The 16666-nt window shown below is 66.3% G+C and carries 18 protein-coding genes; 3 read left to right on the forward strand and 15 right to left on the reverse strand.

The genetic code is table 11. From position 1 onward, the window contains the following. Positions 1–79: 79 nt before the first annotated feature. From metX to ccmA, 15 genes are all read right to left on the reverse strand, one after another. Complete coding sequence (metX, locus tag ACSBPQ_RS06430) at positions 80–1201, reverse strand: homoserine O-acetyltransferase MetX (protein ID WP_442684200.1); 1122 nt, start codon at positions 1199–1201, stop codon at positions 80–82. Positions 1202–1274: 73 nt separating this feature from the next. Continuing rightward, a complete protein-coding gene (locus ACSBPQ_RS06435; RefSeq protein WP_442684201.1) occupies positions 1275–2327 on the reverse strand; it encodes a tetratricopeptide repeat protein in 1053 nt (350 codons plus the stop codon). Next, positions 2321–2779, reverse strand: coding sequence for a cytochrome c-type biogenesis protein (locus ACSBPQ_RS06440; RefSeq protein ID WP_442684202.1), 459 nt, complete (start codon positions 2777–2779; stop codon positions 2321–2323). Before ACSBPQ_RS06440 ends, ACSBPQ_RS06435 begins: the two co-directional genes overlap by 7 nt. After that, a complete protein-coding gene (locus ACSBPQ_RS06445) occupies positions 2776–3405 on the reverse strand; it encodes a DsbE family thiol:disulfide interchange protein (RefSeq protein ID WP_442684203.1) in 630 nt (209 codons plus the stop codon). Before ACSBPQ_RS06445 ends, ACSBPQ_RS06440 begins: the two co-directional genes overlap by 4 nt. Further along, positions 3405–5336: a heme lyase CcmF/NrfE family subunit gene (locus tag ACSBPQ_RS06450; protein ID WP_442684204.1), complete on the reverse strand. Its 1932-nt coding sequence runs from the start codon at positions 5334–5336 to the stop codon at positions 3405–3407. The genes ACSBPQ_RS06445 and ACSBPQ_RS06450 overlap by 1 nt, the downstream gene beginning before the upstream one ends. Beyond that, positions 5337–5804 (reverse strand): cytochrome c maturation protein CcmE, encoded by a 468-nt coding sequence (gene ccmE / locus ACSBPQ_RS06455; RefSeq protein WP_442684205.1) that lies wholly within the window; start codon positions 5802–5804, stop codon positions 5337–5339. It lies immediately after the preceding gene. Further along, on the reverse strand, positions 5804–5980 hold the full coding sequence (gene ccmD, locus ACSBPQ_RS06460) for a heme exporter protein CcmD (RefSeq protein WP_442684206.1): 177 nt from the start codon (positions 5978–5980) through the stop codon (positions 5804–5806). The genes ccmE and ccmD overlap by 1 nt, the downstream gene beginning before the upstream one ends. Further along, positions 5977–6729, reverse strand: coding sequence for a heme ABC transporter permease CcmC (gene ccmC / locus ACSBPQ_RS06465; RefSeq protein WP_442684207.1), 753 nt, complete (start codon positions 6727–6729; stop codon positions 5977–5979). The genes ccmD and ccmC overlap by 4 nt, the downstream gene beginning before the upstream one ends. A 133-nt stretch (positions 6730–6862) precedes the next feature. After that, complete coding sequence (azu, locus tag ACSBPQ_RS06470; RefSeq protein WP_442684208.1) at positions 6863–7318, reverse strand: azurin; 456 nt, start codon at positions 7316–7318, stop codon at positions 6863–6865. Between the two features lie 111 nt (positions 7319–7429). After that, positions 7430–8197: a c-type cytochrome gene (locus tag ACSBPQ_RS06475; RefSeq protein ID WP_442684209.1), complete on the reverse strand. Its 768-nt coding sequence runs from the start codon at positions 8195–8197 to the stop codon at positions 7430–7432. Continuing rightward, complete coding sequence (locus ACSBPQ_RS06480; protein ID WP_442684210.1) at positions 8194–10725, reverse strand: MtrB/PioB family outer membrane beta-barrel protein; 2532 nt, start codon at positions 10723–10725, stop codon at positions 8194–8196. Before ACSBPQ_RS06480 ends, ACSBPQ_RS06475 begins: the two co-directional genes overlap by 4 nt. Positions 10726–10737: 12 nt before the next feature. Continuing rightward, a complete protein-coding gene (locus ACSBPQ_RS06485; protein WP_442684211.1) occupies positions 10738–11781 on the reverse strand; it encodes a DmsE family decaheme c-type cytochrome in 1044 nt (347 codons plus the stop codon). 117 nt (positions 11782–11898) lie between these two features. Continuing rightward, positions 11899–12579 carry a TetR/AcrR family transcriptional regulator gene (locus ACSBPQ_RS06490; RefSeq protein ID WP_442684212.1) on the reverse strand — a complete coding sequence of 227 codons (681 nt, stop codon included), beginning with the start codon at positions 12577–12579 and terminating at the stop codon, positions 11899–11901. Positions 12580–12632: 53 nt separating this feature from the next. Next, positions 12633–13328: a heme exporter protein CcmB gene (gene ccmB, locus ACSBPQ_RS06495; RefSeq protein WP_442684213.1), complete on the reverse strand. Its 696-nt coding sequence runs from the start codon at positions 13326–13328 to the stop codon at positions 12633–12635. Continuing rightward, on the reverse strand, positions 13325–13984 hold the full coding sequence (gene ccmA / locus ACSBPQ_RS06500; RefSeq protein ID WP_442684214.1) for a heme ABC exporter ATP-binding protein CcmA: 660 nt from the start codon (positions 13982–13984) through the stop codon (positions 13325–13327). Before ccmA ends, ccmB begins: the two co-directional genes overlap by 4 nt. A 169-nt stretch (positions 13985–14153) precedes the next feature. On the opposite strand from ccmA, the gene ACSBPQ_RS06505 reads away from it, so the two are divergent. The 3 genes from ACSBPQ_RS06505 to ACSBPQ_RS06515 all read left to right on the forward strand — a co-directional run bounded on the left by ACSBPQ_RS06505 (position 14154) and on the right by ACSBPQ_RS06515 (position 16656). Next, entirely contained in the window at positions 14154–15302 is a 1149-nt protein-coding gene (locus ACSBPQ_RS06505) for a pyridoxal phosphate-dependent aminotransferase (RefSeq protein ID WP_442684215.1), read from the forward strand. Positions 15303–15316: 14 nt separating this feature from the next. Beyond that, entirely contained in the window at positions 15317–16132 is an 816-nt protein-coding gene (locus ACSBPQ_RS06510) for an amidohydrolase (RefSeq protein ID WP_442684216.1), read from the forward strand. Positions 16133–16221: 89 nt separating this feature from the next. Then, the gene (locus tag ACSBPQ_RS06515; protein WP_442684217.1) at positions 16222–16656 is read left to right on the forward strand and encodes a hypothetical protein; all 435 of its coding nucleotides are present in this window, start codon (positions 16222–16224) and stop codon (positions 16654–16656) included. Positions 16657–16666: the final 10 nt, after the last annotated feature.

A 16666-nucleotide genomic window follows, 5' to 3' on the forward strand; every position in this document is an offset into this window, starting at 1 on the left:
AGATTGGCGGGCACCGGCAATGGCCACCATCAGCGATCAGCCGGGACGGCTGTAGGGAACGGTGGCGTGCGGTTGTCGGTCAGCCGGCCGGCAGGCTGTCGAGGAAGTCGCGCACGGCCGGGCTGAAGCGCTGGTAATCGACCAGGAAGGCATCATGTCCCTGCGGTGAATCCATGCCGGTGAACTGTGCCTGCGCACCACCGGCACGCAGGCCGTCGGCGATCTGCTGCTGTTGCTGCACCGGAAACAGGATGTCGGTATTGGCACCGATGGCCAGCGCATACGGGACGCGGATCTTCGCCAGCCCGGCCATCACGTCGCCATCGCCATATTCGCCCAGGTCGAACCAGTCCATCGCCCGGCCCATGTACAGGTAACAGTTCGGGTCGAAGCGGTGGACGAAGCGGCGCGCATGGCCTTCCAGATAGCTTTCCACCTGGAATTCCAGACCGAACGGATCGTCGTCGTTCTGGTCCGAATCCAGCCGCACGCGGCCGAAGCGACCATCCCACTCCAGTGCCGACCGGTAGGTGATCACCCCCAGCTTGCGGGCCATGCGCATGCCCGATTCGGGATAGTGCTGCTCGTCGTAATTGCCGCCGTTCCACGCCGGATCGAGGCGGATGGCTTCGCGTTGCAGCGAGCGGATGGCGATGGAGAACGGCAGCGCCTGGGCACTGCCGGAGATGTTGATGTGCGCGTTGGCGATGCCCGGGTGGAGCAGCAGCAGTGCCAGCGCGGTCATGCCGCCCATCGAGTTGCCGATCAGACAGGCCAGCTTGCCGATTCCCAGCGCGGCGATCACTTCGGCGGCGGCATTGGCGGTGTCTTCGATCGACAGTTCCGGGAAGGACAGCCGGTACGGCTGTCTGGTGGCCGGGTTGATGGAGGCTGGGCCGGTGGAGCCTTTGCAGCTGCCCAGCGAGTTCACGCAGATCACGAACCAGCGGTGGGTGTCGATGGCCTTGCCGGGGCCGAGCATCGGCTCCCACCAGCCGATGGCGGGATTGTCGGCATGGCTGGCGGCATGGGCGTCGGGTGACAGGCCGGTGACGATCAGGATGGCGTTGCCGGCGTCGGGCGCCAGCGTGCCCCAGGTCTCATAGGCGACACGGGCGCCGTGCAGCTCGCCGCCACGCTTCATCGGGAAGGGTGAAGAGAGGGCGTGGAAGCGGCTGCCGGGGGGGATGAATTCGGTCATCGGGGAATTTTACCGGGCTTGCCGCCGGTGTTCCCGTATACGTCATAACCTGCAGTTATCAGCCTATGCCCATTCAGGGGACTGCCGGCCCCAGAATGATCTCCACTGTCCGGGTGGTGGGCAGGGAAACCTTCACCGGCACCGATTCGACATCATCGGGGTGCCGCTGGGTGGTGCCGCTGGCGCTTAGCCGCGCAAACACTTCCACTTCAGCCAGTGCCGAGAGCTTCTGCGTCGGCATCGGGCTGTTGCTGTCATCGAGCGTGACCGTGAGCGGGGCCGAAGCGGCCGGGTGGCGCTGGACCGCGACCGGCATCGGCGGGCCGTCGGGCACGCGGGCGATGACGAACAGGGTGTCCTTGCCGGCGGCGGCGCGGGCCTGCAGTGCGGGGGCGAGCGTCACCTGCACGCGGATGGCGTGGTCGCCGGCGGCAGTGGCGCTGGCCGGAGCCTCGGGCGGCGGTGCGGAAGGCGGCGGTGCGGAGGGCGGCAGTCCGGCATCGGCACGGGCGTCGTCGATCTGGATGCGCAGCGCGGCGGCGGCCTTGGCCTCCAGCCGCGGCAGCAGGCTTTCCCAAGTCTGCGCGGCCTGCGCCGGCTGGCCGCGCTGGCGCTGCACGATGCCCAGCAGCCAGGTCGCACGTTCATGGCCGGGGGCGAGCTGGCGCGCCTGCTCCAGCCACTGTACGGCGGTGTCATCGAACAGGAAGCCGTCCGCGGCCTGCGCGCGGGTCTGCGCGGCTTCGACCAGCAGTCCGGGCTCGTCGGGTGTCAGTTTCACCGCGCGCTCATAAGAGGCGGCGGCATCGGCAACGCGGCCGAGTTCAAGCTGGGAGCGGGCCAGCAATACCCAGCCATCGGTGCGCGCGGGATTCTTCTCCATCGCCGCCTGCAGCTGGCGGACACCTTCTTCCAGGCTCTGCGGCGTGGCCGCAAGTTCGGCCTGCGGCTGCAATCCGGCCGGGGTGCCCAGCAACTGGTACAGGCCGAGGGTGCCAACCACCATGCCGGCAACCAGTGCGCCCCAGAGGCGACGCTTGCCGGCACGGAACAGCGGCCACAGCATGGCGCCGCCGCAGAGGGCGGCCAGCAGTGCCGCCAGCAGGAGGAAAACCTTGGTCACCATTCACGAGATTCCTGGCTTGCTTCTTCATCAAGCGCCTTGAGCGGTACGGTCTGCGCGCGCCGGCGCACGTGCAGGAACAGCCACAGCGCGCCGATCAGCAGCAGTACACCCGGCCCGAACCACAACAGCCAGGTGCTGGCCGACATCTGCGGCCGGTACAGCACGAAGTCGCCGTAGCGTTCGACCAGGAACTGCTTGACCTGGGCATCGCTACGGCCTTCGCGCATCAGGACCAGCACCTCGCGGCGAAGGTCATGGGCGATCTGTGCGTTGGAGTCGGCCAGCGACTGGTTCTGGCACTGCACGCAGCGCAGTTCTGCGGTGAGCTGGTGGAAGCGCGCTTCCTCGGCCGTGTCGTGGAACTGCAGCGGCGAGGGATCGCCGGCCGGTTGTGCGCCGGCCAGTCCGGCAGCGCACAGCAACAACAGCGGCAGCAGCAGGCGGAGCATCATGGACGCGGATCCGACGGGGAGGACGGCTGCGCCTGGCCGGCGGCGGCCTCGACTTTCTCTAGTGCCGGGATCAACTGCGTATCCAGCACCTGCTGGGTGATCGCGCCACTGTATTTCCAGCGCACGATGCCGCTGCCATCGACCAGGAAGGTTTCCGGCGCGGCGGCGATACCCCAGTCCAGCGCAGTGCGGCCTTCCTGGTCGGCGATCACCGCGATGTACGGATTGCCCAGCTGCTCCAGCCAGCGCAATGCATCGGCCGGCTCGTCCTTCCAGTTGTAGCCGATCACGCGCAGCCGCTTGGTTTCGGCAAAACGGGTGAGCACCGGATGCTCGTCGCGGCAGGACGGGCACCAGCTGCCCCACACGTTGAGCAGGTACGGCATGCCGCGCAGGTCCTGGCTGCTGACGAAGACGTGCGGATCATGCAGCAGCGGCAGCGAGAACTCCGGTGCCGGTTTGTCCTGCAGTGCCGAGGGCAGGGTGTCGCGGTCGGGCCGGTCCGAGCGGCTGACGCCATAGAGCATCAGCCCCATCAGGCCGATGAAGAACAGTACGCCGAGGATGATCGCCACCGGAGGCAGGCGGTTCGGAGTGGACTGTGGAGGCTGCGGGGAGTCGGACATCAGGATTTCTTCTCCGGGAACCGGCGGAAACGGCGGTCGGCGGCGGTGACGAAACCGCCCAGCGCCATCAGCGCTGCGCCCAGCCAGATCCAGCGGACAAAAGGCTTGATCTGCACGCGTACCGCCCAAGCACCATCGCCGAGGGATTCGCCCAGGGCGACATACAGGTCACCGCCGAGCGCCGGATGGATGCCGGCCTCGGTCATCGGCATGCCGCCGCTGGCGTACATGCGCTTTTCAGGATGCAGCAGGGTGATGGACTGGCCGTCGCGTGATACCCGCACATGGCCGCGGTCGGAGTGGTAGTTGGGGCCGTTGGTCGCATCCACACCTTCCAGCGTGAACCGGTAGCCACCGGCTTCCACCGACGAACCCGGTGCCAGCGCCACTTCATGCTGGACGTTCAGCGCCTCCACCAGCAGCGCGCCGACCAGGAACACGGCGATACCCAGGTGGGCGACCAGCATGCCCAGGGTTTCGGCATTGATCCGGCCGCTGTTGCGCAGCCGCGTCCACAGGAAATACAGCGTCCCCAGCCCGACCCAGGCGGCCGCGGCGATACCGGCGGCGGCCTTGAGCTTGCCCTGCGGCGCCATGAACCAGGCCACCACACCCAGCAGCAGGGCCAGGCCCAGCCACGGGGCAAGCAGCGCCAGCGGGCGCATGCCCTGCTCACGCTGCCAGCGGGTCAGCGGACCGAACGGGACCAGCGCCACCAGCGGCGTCATCAGCAGCAGGAACAGCGTGCCGAAGTAGGGCGGACCCACCGAGATCTTGCCCAGGTCCAGCGCGTCGGCCAGCAGCGGATACAGGGTGCCGAGCAGCACCATCGCGCAGGCGCAGCTGAGCAGCAGGTTGTTGGCCAGCAGCAGGCTCTCGCGCGAATTGAGGGTGAAGCCGCGGCTTGGGTCGCTGTTGCCGCCCACGGTCGGCGCACGCAGCACATACAGCAGCAGCGAGCCGCCGATGACGATGGCGAGGAAGGCGAGGATGAACATGCCGCGCGCCGGGTCGGCGGCGAAGGAATGCACGCTGGTCAGCACGCCGGAGCGGACCAGGAAGGCACCCAGCAGCGACAGCGCGAATGCGGCGATCGCCAGCAGCAGTGTCCAGCCGATGAAGACGCCGCGCTTTTCCGTCGCCGCCTGCGAGTGGATCAGCGCGGCACCGACCAGCCACGGCATGAAGCTGGCGTTTTCCACCGGGTCCCAGAACCACCAGCCGCCCCAGCCCAGCTCGTAGTAGGCCCACCAGCTGCCCAGCGCGATGCCGAGGGTGAGGAAGCCCCAGGCCACGTTGGTCCAGGGCCGGGTCCAGCGCAGCCAGCGCACGTCGATGCGGCCATCCAGCAAGGCGGCGATGGCGAAGGCGAACGGTACCGCGAAACCCACGTAACCCACATACAGGATCGGCGGGTGCAGGATCAGCCCGGGATCCTGCAGCAGCGGATTCAGGTCGTGGCCTTCCGGCGGCGCCGGCAGCAGACGGTCGAACGGGTTGGAGGTGAACAGCAGAAAGGCGAGGAAGCCGGCGCTGATCATGCCCATCACCGCCAGCACGCGGGCGACGACATCGGCCGGCAGCTTGCGCGAGCACTCGGCCACGGCCGCCGTCCACAGCGCCAGCACCAGCGCCCACAGCAGCAGCGAGCCTTCATGGGCGCCCCATACCGCCGAATAGCGGTAGATCATCGGCAGCAGCGAATTGGAGTTCTCGGCGACATAGCGCAGCGAGAAGTCCTGGCGCACGAACGCCAGGGTCAACACCACGAAGGCACCCAGCACCATGGTCAGCTGCAGCAGCGCCGCTGGCCGTGCGGTGGCGATCAGCGCGGCATTTTTCCGATGGGCGCCAAGCAGTGGCAGCACGCTCTGCAGCAGGGAAGCCAGCAGCGCGAGGATCAGCAGGATCTGTCCGGTTTCTGGCAGCACTCAGGGAGCTTCCGTCGTCTGGGGGGCGGAGGGAACCTGGTGCTTTTCATGCGCCATGCCCATCTTGTCGGCCAGTTCCTTGGGCATATAGGTTTCATCGTGCTTGGCCAGCACATCCTCGGCCACGAACACGCCGTCCACCATGCGCCCGGTGGCCACCACCGCCTGCCCCTCGCGGAACAGGTCGGGCAGGATCTTGTCGTAGGTGACGGGCAGCTGTGCATCGCCGTCGGTCACCTCGAAGCGGGCCAGCAGCGCGCCACTGTCGCGCTTGAAGGAATCCTTGGAAACCATGCCGCCCAGACGGAAGCGTGCATCCGCGGCGACCTTGCCGGCCTGCACCTCCGACGGGGTGTAGAGATAGGCGATATTGCGTTGCAGGGCCGCGCTGACCAGGACCAGTGCGATGGCGGCGGCAGCCACCACCAGCACCACCAGCAGCATGCGGCGACGTTGGGTCGGGGTCATCATCGGTCCAGTTCTCCATTGCCTGCCGGTGCGGCATCGGCGCGTTGTGCACGCGCCAGCCGGTGGCGGGCCGCGCGCAGCTGCTGGCGCAATTGCAGGCGCGGGATGATGAAATCCCAGGCCATCACCACAAAAAAGACGCCGTAGGCCAGCGCCACATACTTGAAGTAGCTCATCGCGCGCCCTCCAGGCGCTCGCGCACCCAGGTCTTGCCGGCCTCACGGCGCAGGTTGTCGGCGCGGGCGCGGGCCAGCAGCGAGCCGGCAAACCAGAATTTGGTGGCGAACACCATCAGCCACAGCGGCAGGACCATGCTGCTGTCCATGCTGGATTCGCCGAACAGACTGATGGTCTGGCCCTGGTGCAGCGAGTTCCACCACACCACCGAATAGCGGATCACCGGCAGCAGCACCACGCCGACGATGGCCAGCAGGCCGGCGGCACGGGCGGCGGCACGGCGGTCATCGATGGCGCCATACAGGCCCATCACGCCCAGATACAGGAACAGCAGGATCAGCTCGGTGGTCAGGCGCGGGTCCCAGTCCCACCAGGTGCCCCACATCGGCTTGCCCCAGATGCTGCCGGTGAGCAGGGTGACCAGGGTGAAGGCGGCGCCGATCGGCGCGCAGGCCATGGCCAGGATCTCGCACAGCTTGATGCGCCAGACCAGCGCGATGGCGCTGTAGAAGGCCATCAGGCCGAACACGAACAGGCTCATCCATGCCGTTGGCACGTGGATGTACAGGATGCGGAAGCTGTCACCCTGCTGGTAGTCGGCAGGTACCACCGCCAGCGCCTGCCACAGGCCGAGGGCGAACAGCGGAAGGGAGGCGATATAGCACCAGGGGGACCAGCGGGCGGCGAAGGTGTCGAAGTAGGGCGGAGAGCCCAGTTTGTGGAACCAGCCGGTTAAAGCTTTGAACATCCGATTGCTCGTTGATGGGTACGGCGGCTGACGCGTCGCATCAACCTCAGGCGCCGCGCTGCGCAGGCGCCTTTGACTGTGCAAGATTAGCCCAAGACCGCGGTATTGGCGCGGCCGATGATCAATGACAGGCTCACTTGAGCGTGATAGAGCCCTTCATCAGCGCCGAATGACCGGGGAAGCTGCAGAAGAAGGACAGGGGCGCGCCGGCGGCGGTGAGCGAGGCCACCGGGATGCTGACGCTGGTGGTTTCGCCGCTGCCCACCACCTTGCTGTGGGCGATGACGCGGGTGTCACCGGCCTTGATGTACTCGGCAGCCAGCCCGGCCTTCATGCCGTCGGTGTCGATGGCCTTCATGTCGGCGGTCTTGGCGACCACCACGTTGTGGCCCATCACGTTTCTGGCCATCTTGCCGGTGTGCTTCAGGTGGATGGTGAAGTTGGCACAGCTCTTGGGCACATCGATGTTGGCCATGTTGTAGCGCATGGCATCGTTGCCCTCCAGGTTCACCGAACACGTATCAGCGGCCTGGGCCGCCCCGGCGGCACCCAGAGCCAGGGTCGAGGCGATCAGCAGTTTACGGAACATGTGAATACTCCTGTGTGGGGAATGGTGGGTCCCTGACGGACGGGGACGGGATGATCCTGTAACTGAAATTACCGAATGGCAAGCGCCGCCATCGCCGGCGTTTATTCATGTTCAGTCGTGCGGCAAGGTGGAAAGCCAGGCCGAGACCGCCTGGATACTCTCGGCATCCAGCCGCTTGCCGACAGCGCCCATGATGAAGTCACTGGTGGAGTCGCGCAGATCGCTGTTGTGGTATTCAGCGAGCTTGCTCTGCAGATAAACCGCGTGCTGGCCGCGCAACGACGGGAAGGAGGCGTAGGGCGTGTGCCCGTTCCGGTTGGGGCTGTCGGCGCCGGGCATGCCGCGGGCATCACTGCCGTGGCAGCCCTGGCAGGGCGGAATGCCTTTCTCCGTGTCACCCTGCAGATACAGCACATGGCCGCGTTCCACCAGTGCCGTGTCCAGGGGTTCATCGGCAGTTTCCGCCGGCGCTGCTGCGGCAGCCGGCGCTGGCAGGCTGGCGTAATACACCGCCATGTCGCGCATGTCCTGGTCGCTGAGGGTGCTGACCAGCGGCGTCATCGGCGACGGATGCCGTCCCCGCTTGAGTTCGACCAGTTGCCAGTAGGCAAAGTCGGCATGCTGGCCGCCAATGTTGGGAAAGGACGGTGCGGTGGCGGTGTAGCCATCATCCCCATGGCAGACGCTGCACACCTGTGCCTTGGCCTTGCCGGCGGCGATATCGCCGGTGATGCGCGGTGCCACGCGCAGATCCAGATAGCGGGGCTTCAGTTCGGAGGCAGGGATTTGCCCAGCTTCATCCTCGGTCTGCGCCTGGGCAGTACCCAAGGTCAGAGCGATACCGAAGAGGATGCCCGGCAGCAGAAGCAACGGTTTCATAGCTGCACCTCGACCATCATCCCGAACAGATTGACGCGGTAGTTGGACGGGCCGCCGTCGGTGTAGACGCGGTGGTCGTAGACCAGCGTGTCCTCGAATCCGAAGTAGTGCCAGTCGGACAGGTTGCCGCGTTCGTAGGTATTGAAGAGCCGCAGGCGCGTGCGTTGCCCCAGTGGCAGGGCGATGCCGGCGGTCAATGCATTCACCCGGTAGACCATGACCGGATAGCGGCCGCTGGTCAGCGCGGCATTGGCGGGCATGGTCAAGGCATCGGCCGAATTCATCCGGTAGCGGGTGGTGCCGCGCGAGGAGGTCCAGTTCCAGGCCAGGTCCAGGGTGGTGCGACCCAGGCGGCGGGTGAAGTTCAGGCCGGCGTAGTGGTTGCGCTGGGCGTCATCCATCCACCAGCGCGATGCGTCGGGATAGGTGCTGCCGCCCAGCGTCGGATCGGTGCTGGGGATGGCGTCATTGACGTTGGCGACCGCCAGGGTGGAGCGGTCATGCCCGTACCAGGCACTGGCGGTGGTGTCGGGATTGGGCTGCCACTCCCATTGCACGCTGCTGGCCCAGGTGTCGAAGCGCTGGCGGCCAAGTTGTGCGTCGTACCGGTTGCGGTCGCCACGGAAGGAGGCGTAGACCGTCATTTCATGCGGCAGGATGAAGGTGGCCATCAGGTCCAGTTTCTGCTGGGTGCGCGAGGCGATGTCGTATTTGCGCAGGGCCGAGACGGTATGCGGGCTCAGCGCGTCGGCACCGACAAAGCCGGGCAGCGAACTGGAGAAGGTGAATTCGTACGGGTTGTAGTAATAGTCGCTGCCGCTGCGGTCCAGCCAAGAATAGTTGGCGCGGAAGGTCAGCCAGTCGAGCGTGCGGTTGTTCCAGCCGAGCTTGAGCTGGTTGTCGTGGGTGGTGCCGACCTCGCGATGGGCGCGCTCGATGCGGGTGAAGCTGTAGCCGGCCGACAGGGTGTTCCTGCTGTCCAGGCGGTAATCGAGGCCGGTCGAGACCTCGCTGGTTTCCTTGTCCAGTGGCAGGTTGCGGATGCGGGTCAGTACCGAGGCGTTCGGGCCGCGGTCCCACAGGCCCATTTCGCCGGGCACCACGCTGCCCTGCGAGCCGTTTTCGGCGATGTAGCCGTACTGGTCGGTCAGCGGGTTGTAGGCCCAGTAGGTGCCGCTGTAATCCTCGCGCAGGTAGCGTCCGCTGCTGCGCCAGGTGAGCGTGTCGCTGGGCAGGAACACCAGTCGCGCATCCACTTTCTGGTTGTCGATCGCCAGCCCGGCGCGCTTTTTGGATAGTGCGTCGGTGGTGTTCCAGTTGGCGCAATCGGCGATGAAGGGAGGCGCCAGCGTCTGCCCGAACTGGCCCTGGCAATCCATCGGCGGTAGCAGCCGGTCGTTCTGGCGCATGGTCGTGAGCGCGAGATTCACCGAGAAATCGCCATTCCATGTGGACAGCTTGCGGCCGAAGGTGGTGCCGAGGCGGTGGTAGTCGTTCTCCGGCTCATAGGCGAACGAGCCCTGGTACAACGGCGGGGTATAGGCACCGGCCACCGAGTACAGGCCATACGGCACCTGGTAGTCATAGGCGCTGTAGGCGTTGCGGAAGAACGAGCCGGTGTAGCTGAAATCGGTGCGCCACACGTTGCCGACGAAGCGGAACCCGCCGGTGAAGTTGAGCGTGCTGTCGTTGATCGGACGCGGGATCTCGTAGATGCCACCGTTGGCCGGGAACGGATAGTTGAAGAAGAACGGGCCGCCGAAGGGGCGGGCGCCAGTGCGCTCCTCATGGGTAAGGCTGGCGTAGCCGCTCCAGCGCGGGTTGAGCAGGTAGTTGATGCTCACGCCCTGTTTGTCACGGACCACGCTCAAGGTGCTGAAGGGTTGTGCCGCGGACACCGCGGCCACCTGCGCGGAACTGCTGCCGGCAGCGGTGAGTCCCGGTTTCAGGGTCAGGTGGGCGCTGCCCACGCCGTCCCAGATCGAGCGCGCGTTGGTGCTGAGCACATTCGGCGTGCTGCGCACGAAAGCCTGCACCTTGTAGCGTCCGGCCTGGCCGATTACCGCACGGTAATACTGGTTGTCACGGCTGAGCCGGCTCAGCCGTACGTCGGCGTAGCTGCCATCGCTGGCGCGGGTGAGGCTGAAGTTGGCCTGCAGGATCACACCATCATCCGCATCGCGGAAACGACGCCAGTTGCTGTTGTCCTCGTCGCCACCCAGATGCAGGTAGCCCAGCGCGACAGCGCCGGTATAGCGCCAGCCGTTGTCACCCAGTGGTTTGGCCTCGGCCAGACGGGGCGCGCAGCCATACAGGAAGCCGGTCGGTGTGCGCTTGTTCTCCGCGTTCAGCCAGCTGCCGCCGTCAGGATCGCAGCCCTCCCAGCCGATGCGACCGGCCGGGTCGAGCCAGTTGCCGAACTGCAGGTCAGTCCCGGTGCCGCTGTCCTGGGCCTGGGCAAAACCGGCGATCAGGGCCAGCGACAGCAGCGAGCCGCGACAGTTCCGTGAACGAATCCGTGCGCACATGGCGTTCTCCCGTCACTTGTGCAGACGTGGGCCGGAGGGGTGGTTGGAGCCGTGCACCTGCGCGTGGCAGGTGATGCAGCCGCGTCCCATCAGACGTTCATCCGGCGTCATCGCGCCGCCGAGTGAAATTTCCGTTTGCAGGTCGTTGGGGTGGCGGGTGTGTGAATGGCACTGCTGGCACAGCATCGGGATCGGTGCGACCAGCAAGGCATGCTGGTTGGATCCGTGCACCTGATGGCAGTTCAGGCAGCTTTCGCGGACCGGCGCGTGTTCGAACAGGAACGGGCCGCGCTTCTCCGCGTGGCACTGGTAGCAGGTCTCGTTGACGGTATCGGTCTTGAGCAGGGTGGCGTTGAGCGTGCCGTGCGGATTGTGGCAATCCACACAGCTGATCGCGCCCTCCGGCAGCGGCATGTGCGAGCGGCGGTTGAACTGCTGGCGGATGTCCTTGTGGCAGGTGGCGCAGGTTTCGCTGACCGACTGCTTGGCGGTCAGGCCTTCGGCCGAGAACTTGACCATCGGGTTGTGGCAGTCGCTGCACGACAGGTCGTTGCGCTGGTGGATCGAGCCCAGCCAGGCATCGCGTGGTCCGCCGGAATGGCAGCCCAGACAGCTTTCGGTCTGGTTGGCGGCAGGGGTTCCGCCGTCATGGCTGAAAGCGATGATCGCGCCTTTCTGCGTGGGATTGGCCGCATGCACCGAACCGGGGCCATGGCAGGCCTCGCAGGTGGCGGTTGCCGGATTGGCGGCCAGTGCGACCTGCATGCCCATGGCATGCGCGGTATGGGCGAAATTGTCGTTTTCCTTGCTGTGGCAGGCGGTGCAGACCTGCTGGCCAACCATTTTCGCGTCCGGGTGCTCACGGTTGCGGGCCGGTACCGCATCGGCAAAGCCGGGTGGTGCGGAAAAAGCGTGCCCGGCTTGTGCGGAGGCAAAGTGGGTCTCGGGGAGTTTGACCGCCTGTGCCGAGGCATCGGCCTTGACCGGCGTGAGCCAGGCGGCGGAGACCAGCAGGGCGGTGGCAAGCAGCATCACGAACGCGAGATAGAACCGCACGACGCTCTCCTCAGGTGGGTTCCTGCAGGGCACTGGGCGATACAGCGTAACGATGATTACGGCTCAATCTTGCGACAGCTTGCGTTCAGGTCAAGTTGCGATGCAGCAAGGTGCCGCTCAGCTCCGGGGCAGGGCGCCGTTGAGGAACAGCTGCACCGCCGCACAGGCGTCACGCTGCGCCTGCGGGATGTTGCTGGCGTCGATGCGGCCGTTGATCGAGCGCAGGATCAGCCCGCCGATGATCAGCATGTAGAAATCGTTGGCCGCGCGGTCGCAGTCGTCGATGTACAGCGTTCCAGCCCGCGTCTGCCTGGTGAAATACCGGCTGAGCAGGGCTTCCATCGGTTCCACGCCATGGGCATGGAACCAGTCCCGCAAGGCGGGCTGGTTGAGGCCTTCGGAGATCACGATGCGGTGGCACGCGATGCGCGCCGGGGTGAGGATTTCCTCGACCATCCGGCAGGCGGCCTGTTCCAGTGCCTGCTGTGGCGGCAGCGGCGAGCGCAGCAGCTCCTCCAGACTCTGGCCGAAGTCGTGGATGCTCTTTTCCATCAGCGCGTGCACCAGGCCTTCCTTGTCACCGAAGGCGCGGTAGAGCGTGGCCAGGGAGCCGCCGGCGCGCTTGACGATGTCCGACAGTCGTGCGCTCTGGTAGCCCTTTTCGTTGAAGACCTCGGTGGCCGCGTCCAGAAATTTTTCTACCCGCAGTTCACCACGGCGCTGCATCTCCACGGCGGGGCGGGGCGGCAGCGAGGGTTTCAGCAGTGGCGGAGCAGGCAGCGGATTCCGGTCGGGCATGGAACGTGGCGTCTACGGACTGGAGCAGACGCCGAGAATAGCGCAGGCAGTGCTCAGTGGCTGGCGATGCGGATCGCCGCTGCCGCGGTCAGCGGGGCGAGCACGCAGCTGACCACAAGGCCGGCACCGAGCATCAGCAAGGCGCCGCTGGCATCAAAGCCCTGCGCTGCTGCCGCCACCGCGCCGGTGCCGAACACCAGTACCGGCACGTACAGCGGCAGCACCAGCAGCGCCAGCAGGATGCCGGCACGACGCATGCCCACAGTGAGCGCGGCAACCACCGCACCGAGCAGGCTGAGCAATGGTGTTCCCAGTGCCAGCGAGGTGACCAGCACAGGCAACTGCTCGCGCGGCAGCTGCATCAGTTCGGCCAGCAGCGGGCTGACCAGTACCAGCGGGAATGCGGTGGTCAGCCAGTGCGAGAACACCCGCACTGCGACCAGCCACGCCAACGGCACCGGCGACAGCAGCCATTGCTCCAGCGAGCCGTCTTCGGCATCGCCGCGGAACAGGGTGTCCAGTGACAGCAGGCCGGCCAGCAGTACCGACAGCCACAGCACCGCCGCAGCCACGCTCTGCAGCTGGCGCGGCTCGCCGCCCAGGGCCAGCGCGAACAGGGCCACGACCAGTACCGCGAACAGGATCGGCTGCGCGGCATCGCCACGGCGACGCCACAGCAGTTTCAGGTCGCGCACGAGCAGCGCCCGGGCGGCATCGAGCAGGCTGGGCTGGGGGCCGGGCAGACTCATACCAGCGCCTCCGCGGTCGTGCTGTTGCCAAGGGTGAGCGTACGGTTGCGCACCGGTGGCGCGGCGTAGGCGCCGTGGGTGGTGACCAGCGTGGCGCCACCACTGCGCAGGTGCGCGGAGATCATGCGGTTGACCAGGTTGATGCCATCCAGGTCGAGGTTGGCGTAGGGCTCGTCCAGCAGCCACAGCGGTGCCGGCGACAACCACAGCCGGGCCAGTGAAAGGCGCTTTTTCTGTCCGGCGGAGAGCTGTCGCGCCAGCGTGTCCTCATAGCCGGCCAGGCCGACGATGGCCAGCGCGTTGCCCGGCATCTGCCGTGTCCGCCGGCCTTGCAGCCCGCACAGGAAATGCAGGTTCTCCAGCGCACCCAGATCCTGCTTGAGCGCGGTGAGATGGCTGAGGTAGGCGATATAGCGGGAGCGGTCACTGCTGTTGGCCGGACGTCCATCGATTTCGATCTGCCCGGCATCCGGACGCAGCAATCCAGCCAGCACCCGCAGCAGGGTGGTTTTGCCGGCACCGTTGCCGCCTTGCACCAGCAGCGCCTCGCCGGCATCCACATGCAGGTCCAGCGGCCCGAACACCGGCTCATCGTTACGGCTGAAGCGCAGGCCGCGTGCAGCAAGCAGCGGCGGGGTGTTGGAGGGCTGGGACATCGGCTCGGGCGTTTCCGTCCATGGGTGGGTGCGCGGCCCGACAGCACGGCGGGGCGTTGCCATTATAGACCTGCACCCGCAGGCCAGCGCGGCGGCGGATGCGCGTGGAAGGCCCTTGCCGGCGGTTTTGCTTACACTCGCGGTTCTCTTCCACGGCGTTCCTGTACCGATGCAACCGCAGACCAAGCTGCCCAAGGTGGGCACCACCATCTTCACCGTGATGTCGCAGATGGCCGCCGAACATGGTGCCGTCAACCTGGGCCAGGGCTTCCCTGATTTCCCGGCACCGCAACGGCTCATCGATGAAACCGCCAAGGCCATGCGCGAGGGTTTCAACCAGTACGCACCCATGACCGGCGTGGCGCCGCTGCGGCACGCCATCGCGCAGAAGGTGCTGGATTGCTACGGCGCGCAGGTTGACGCGGAAACGGAGATCACCGTCACCTCCGGTGGCACCGAGGCGATCTTCAACGCGATCCACGCGGTGGTGCGTGCCGGCGACGAGGTCATCGTGCTCGACCCGGCCTACGACTGCTACGAGCCGGCGATCGACCTGGCCGGCGCGCGCGCCGTGCATGTGGCGTTGGATCCGCAGACCTTCGCGGTGGACTGGGACAAGGTGCGCGCGGCGATCACGCCGAAAACGCGGATGCTGATGGTCAACACCCCGCACAATCCGTCCGGTGCGATGCTCTCGGCTGCCGACATGCAGGCGCTGATCGAAGTGCTGCGTGGCACCGACATCTACCTGATCTCCGACGAGGTCTACGAACACATCATCTATGACGGTGCCCGGCACGAATCGGCGCTGCGCTATCCGGAACTGCGCGAGCGCGCCTTCGTGATTTCGAGCTTCGGCAAGACCTACCACTGCACCGGCTGGAAGATCGGCTACGCGATCGCGCCGTCGGCGCTGAGTGCCGAGTTCCGCAAGGTGCACCAGTACAACACCTTCACCACCTACAGCCCGGCACAGTACGGCTTTGCCGCGATGATCCGCGATGAACCCGAGCACCATCTGGAGCTGGGTGCGTTCTACCAGGACAAGCGCGACCGCTTCCGCGAGCAATTGCTGACCACCCGGCTGAAGCCGCTGCCGGTGCCGGGTGGCTACTTCCAACTGGTCGATTACTCGGCCATCAGCGATCTGCCCGACCACGAGTTCGTGAAGTGGCTGACCATCGAGAAGGGCGTCACCGCCATTCCGTTGTCGCCGTTCTACGAAACCCCGCCGGCGGGGCAGCGACTGGTGCGCCTGTGTTTCGCCAAGAACGACGCCACCCTGGATGCGGCGATCGAGCGCCTGCAGAAGCTGTGAGTACGGAGAGCCCCATGCAGGATCTGCGCATTTCGCTGGTACAGGGCGACACCCGCTGGCATGACCCGGCTGCCAATCGCGTGCATTACGCCGCGCTGCTGGCGCCGCTGGCCGGCAGTACCGATCTGGTGATCCTGCCGGAGACCTTCACCAGCGGCTTTTCCAACGACGCCATCGACCAGGCCGAGGACATGGACGGGCCGACCGTGGCCTGGATCCGCGCGCAGGCGCGTGAACTGGATGCGGTGGTCACTGGCAGCGTGCAGTTGCGTGTGGACGGCAAGGTCTTCAACCGCCTGCTGTGGGCCACGCCCGGCGGTGAGCTGCACTGGTATGACAAGCGCCACCTGTTCCGCTATGGCGGCGAACACAAGCGCTATGCCGCCGGCAACGAACGGCTGTGCGTGGAATGGAAGGGTTGGCGGATCAATCCGCAGGTCTGCTACGACCTGCGTTTCCCGGTGTTCTGTCGCAACCGTTTCGATGTGGAGCGGGCCGGGCAGATGGATTTCGACCTGCAGATCTTCGTCGCCAACTGGCCGTCCTCGCGCGCCTATGCGTGGCAGACGCTGGCCCGGGCGCGGGCGATCGAGAACCTGTGCTACGTGGCCATCGTCAACCGCGTCGGCGTGGACGGCAACAACCTGCACTATTCCGGCGACAGCGCGGTGATCGACTTCCTCGGCCAGCCGCAGGTCGAAATCCGTGAGCGCGAGCAGGTGGTGACCACCACGATCTCGGCCGCCGCACTGGCCGCGCACCGCGAGCGTTTCCCGGCGATGCTCGATGCCGACGATTTCACCCTGGCCGGCCCGGTGGTGGCTCGCTGAACGCTGGCCGGACACGCTTGCGCGTCCGGCTTCCTGTCTGCCGATCGGCTGCTACGCTCGCGGGCAGTCAAGCACGAGGGCGCAACACCATGAAATGGATCCGTAGCACGCTTGCTTTAGTGGTATTGGCGGCAATGGCACCGGCCGCGCAGGCGGCGGGCAATATCGACTGCCAGTTGCGCTACAACCTCGCCGGCTGGTCGGTGTTCTACAAGACCGCCGAGGGCACCGGGACGGTGACTTGCGACAACGGCGCCAGCTTCCCGGTGAAAATCACTGCCAAGGGCGGTGGCCTCACCGTCGGCAAGACCCGGATCACCGATGGGCGCGGCCGGTTCACCGGCGCCCAGTCGTTGAATGATCTGGTCGGCACCTATGCCGCGGCCGAGGTGCATGCCAGCGCCTCCAAGGCGACCGATGCCCATGTGATGACCAAGGGGAATGTGTCGCTGGCGCTGGCCGGTACCGGGCAGGGCTGGAGTCTGGGAATCGGCTTCGGCAAGTTCGTGATCGAACGCCGCTGAGTTGACCGGA

The organism is Stenotrophomonas sp. JC08 (assembly GCF_052180205.1).
Classification (GTDB): Bacteria; Pseudomonadota; Gammaproteobacteria; order Xanthomonadales; family Xanthomonadaceae; genus Stenotrophomonas.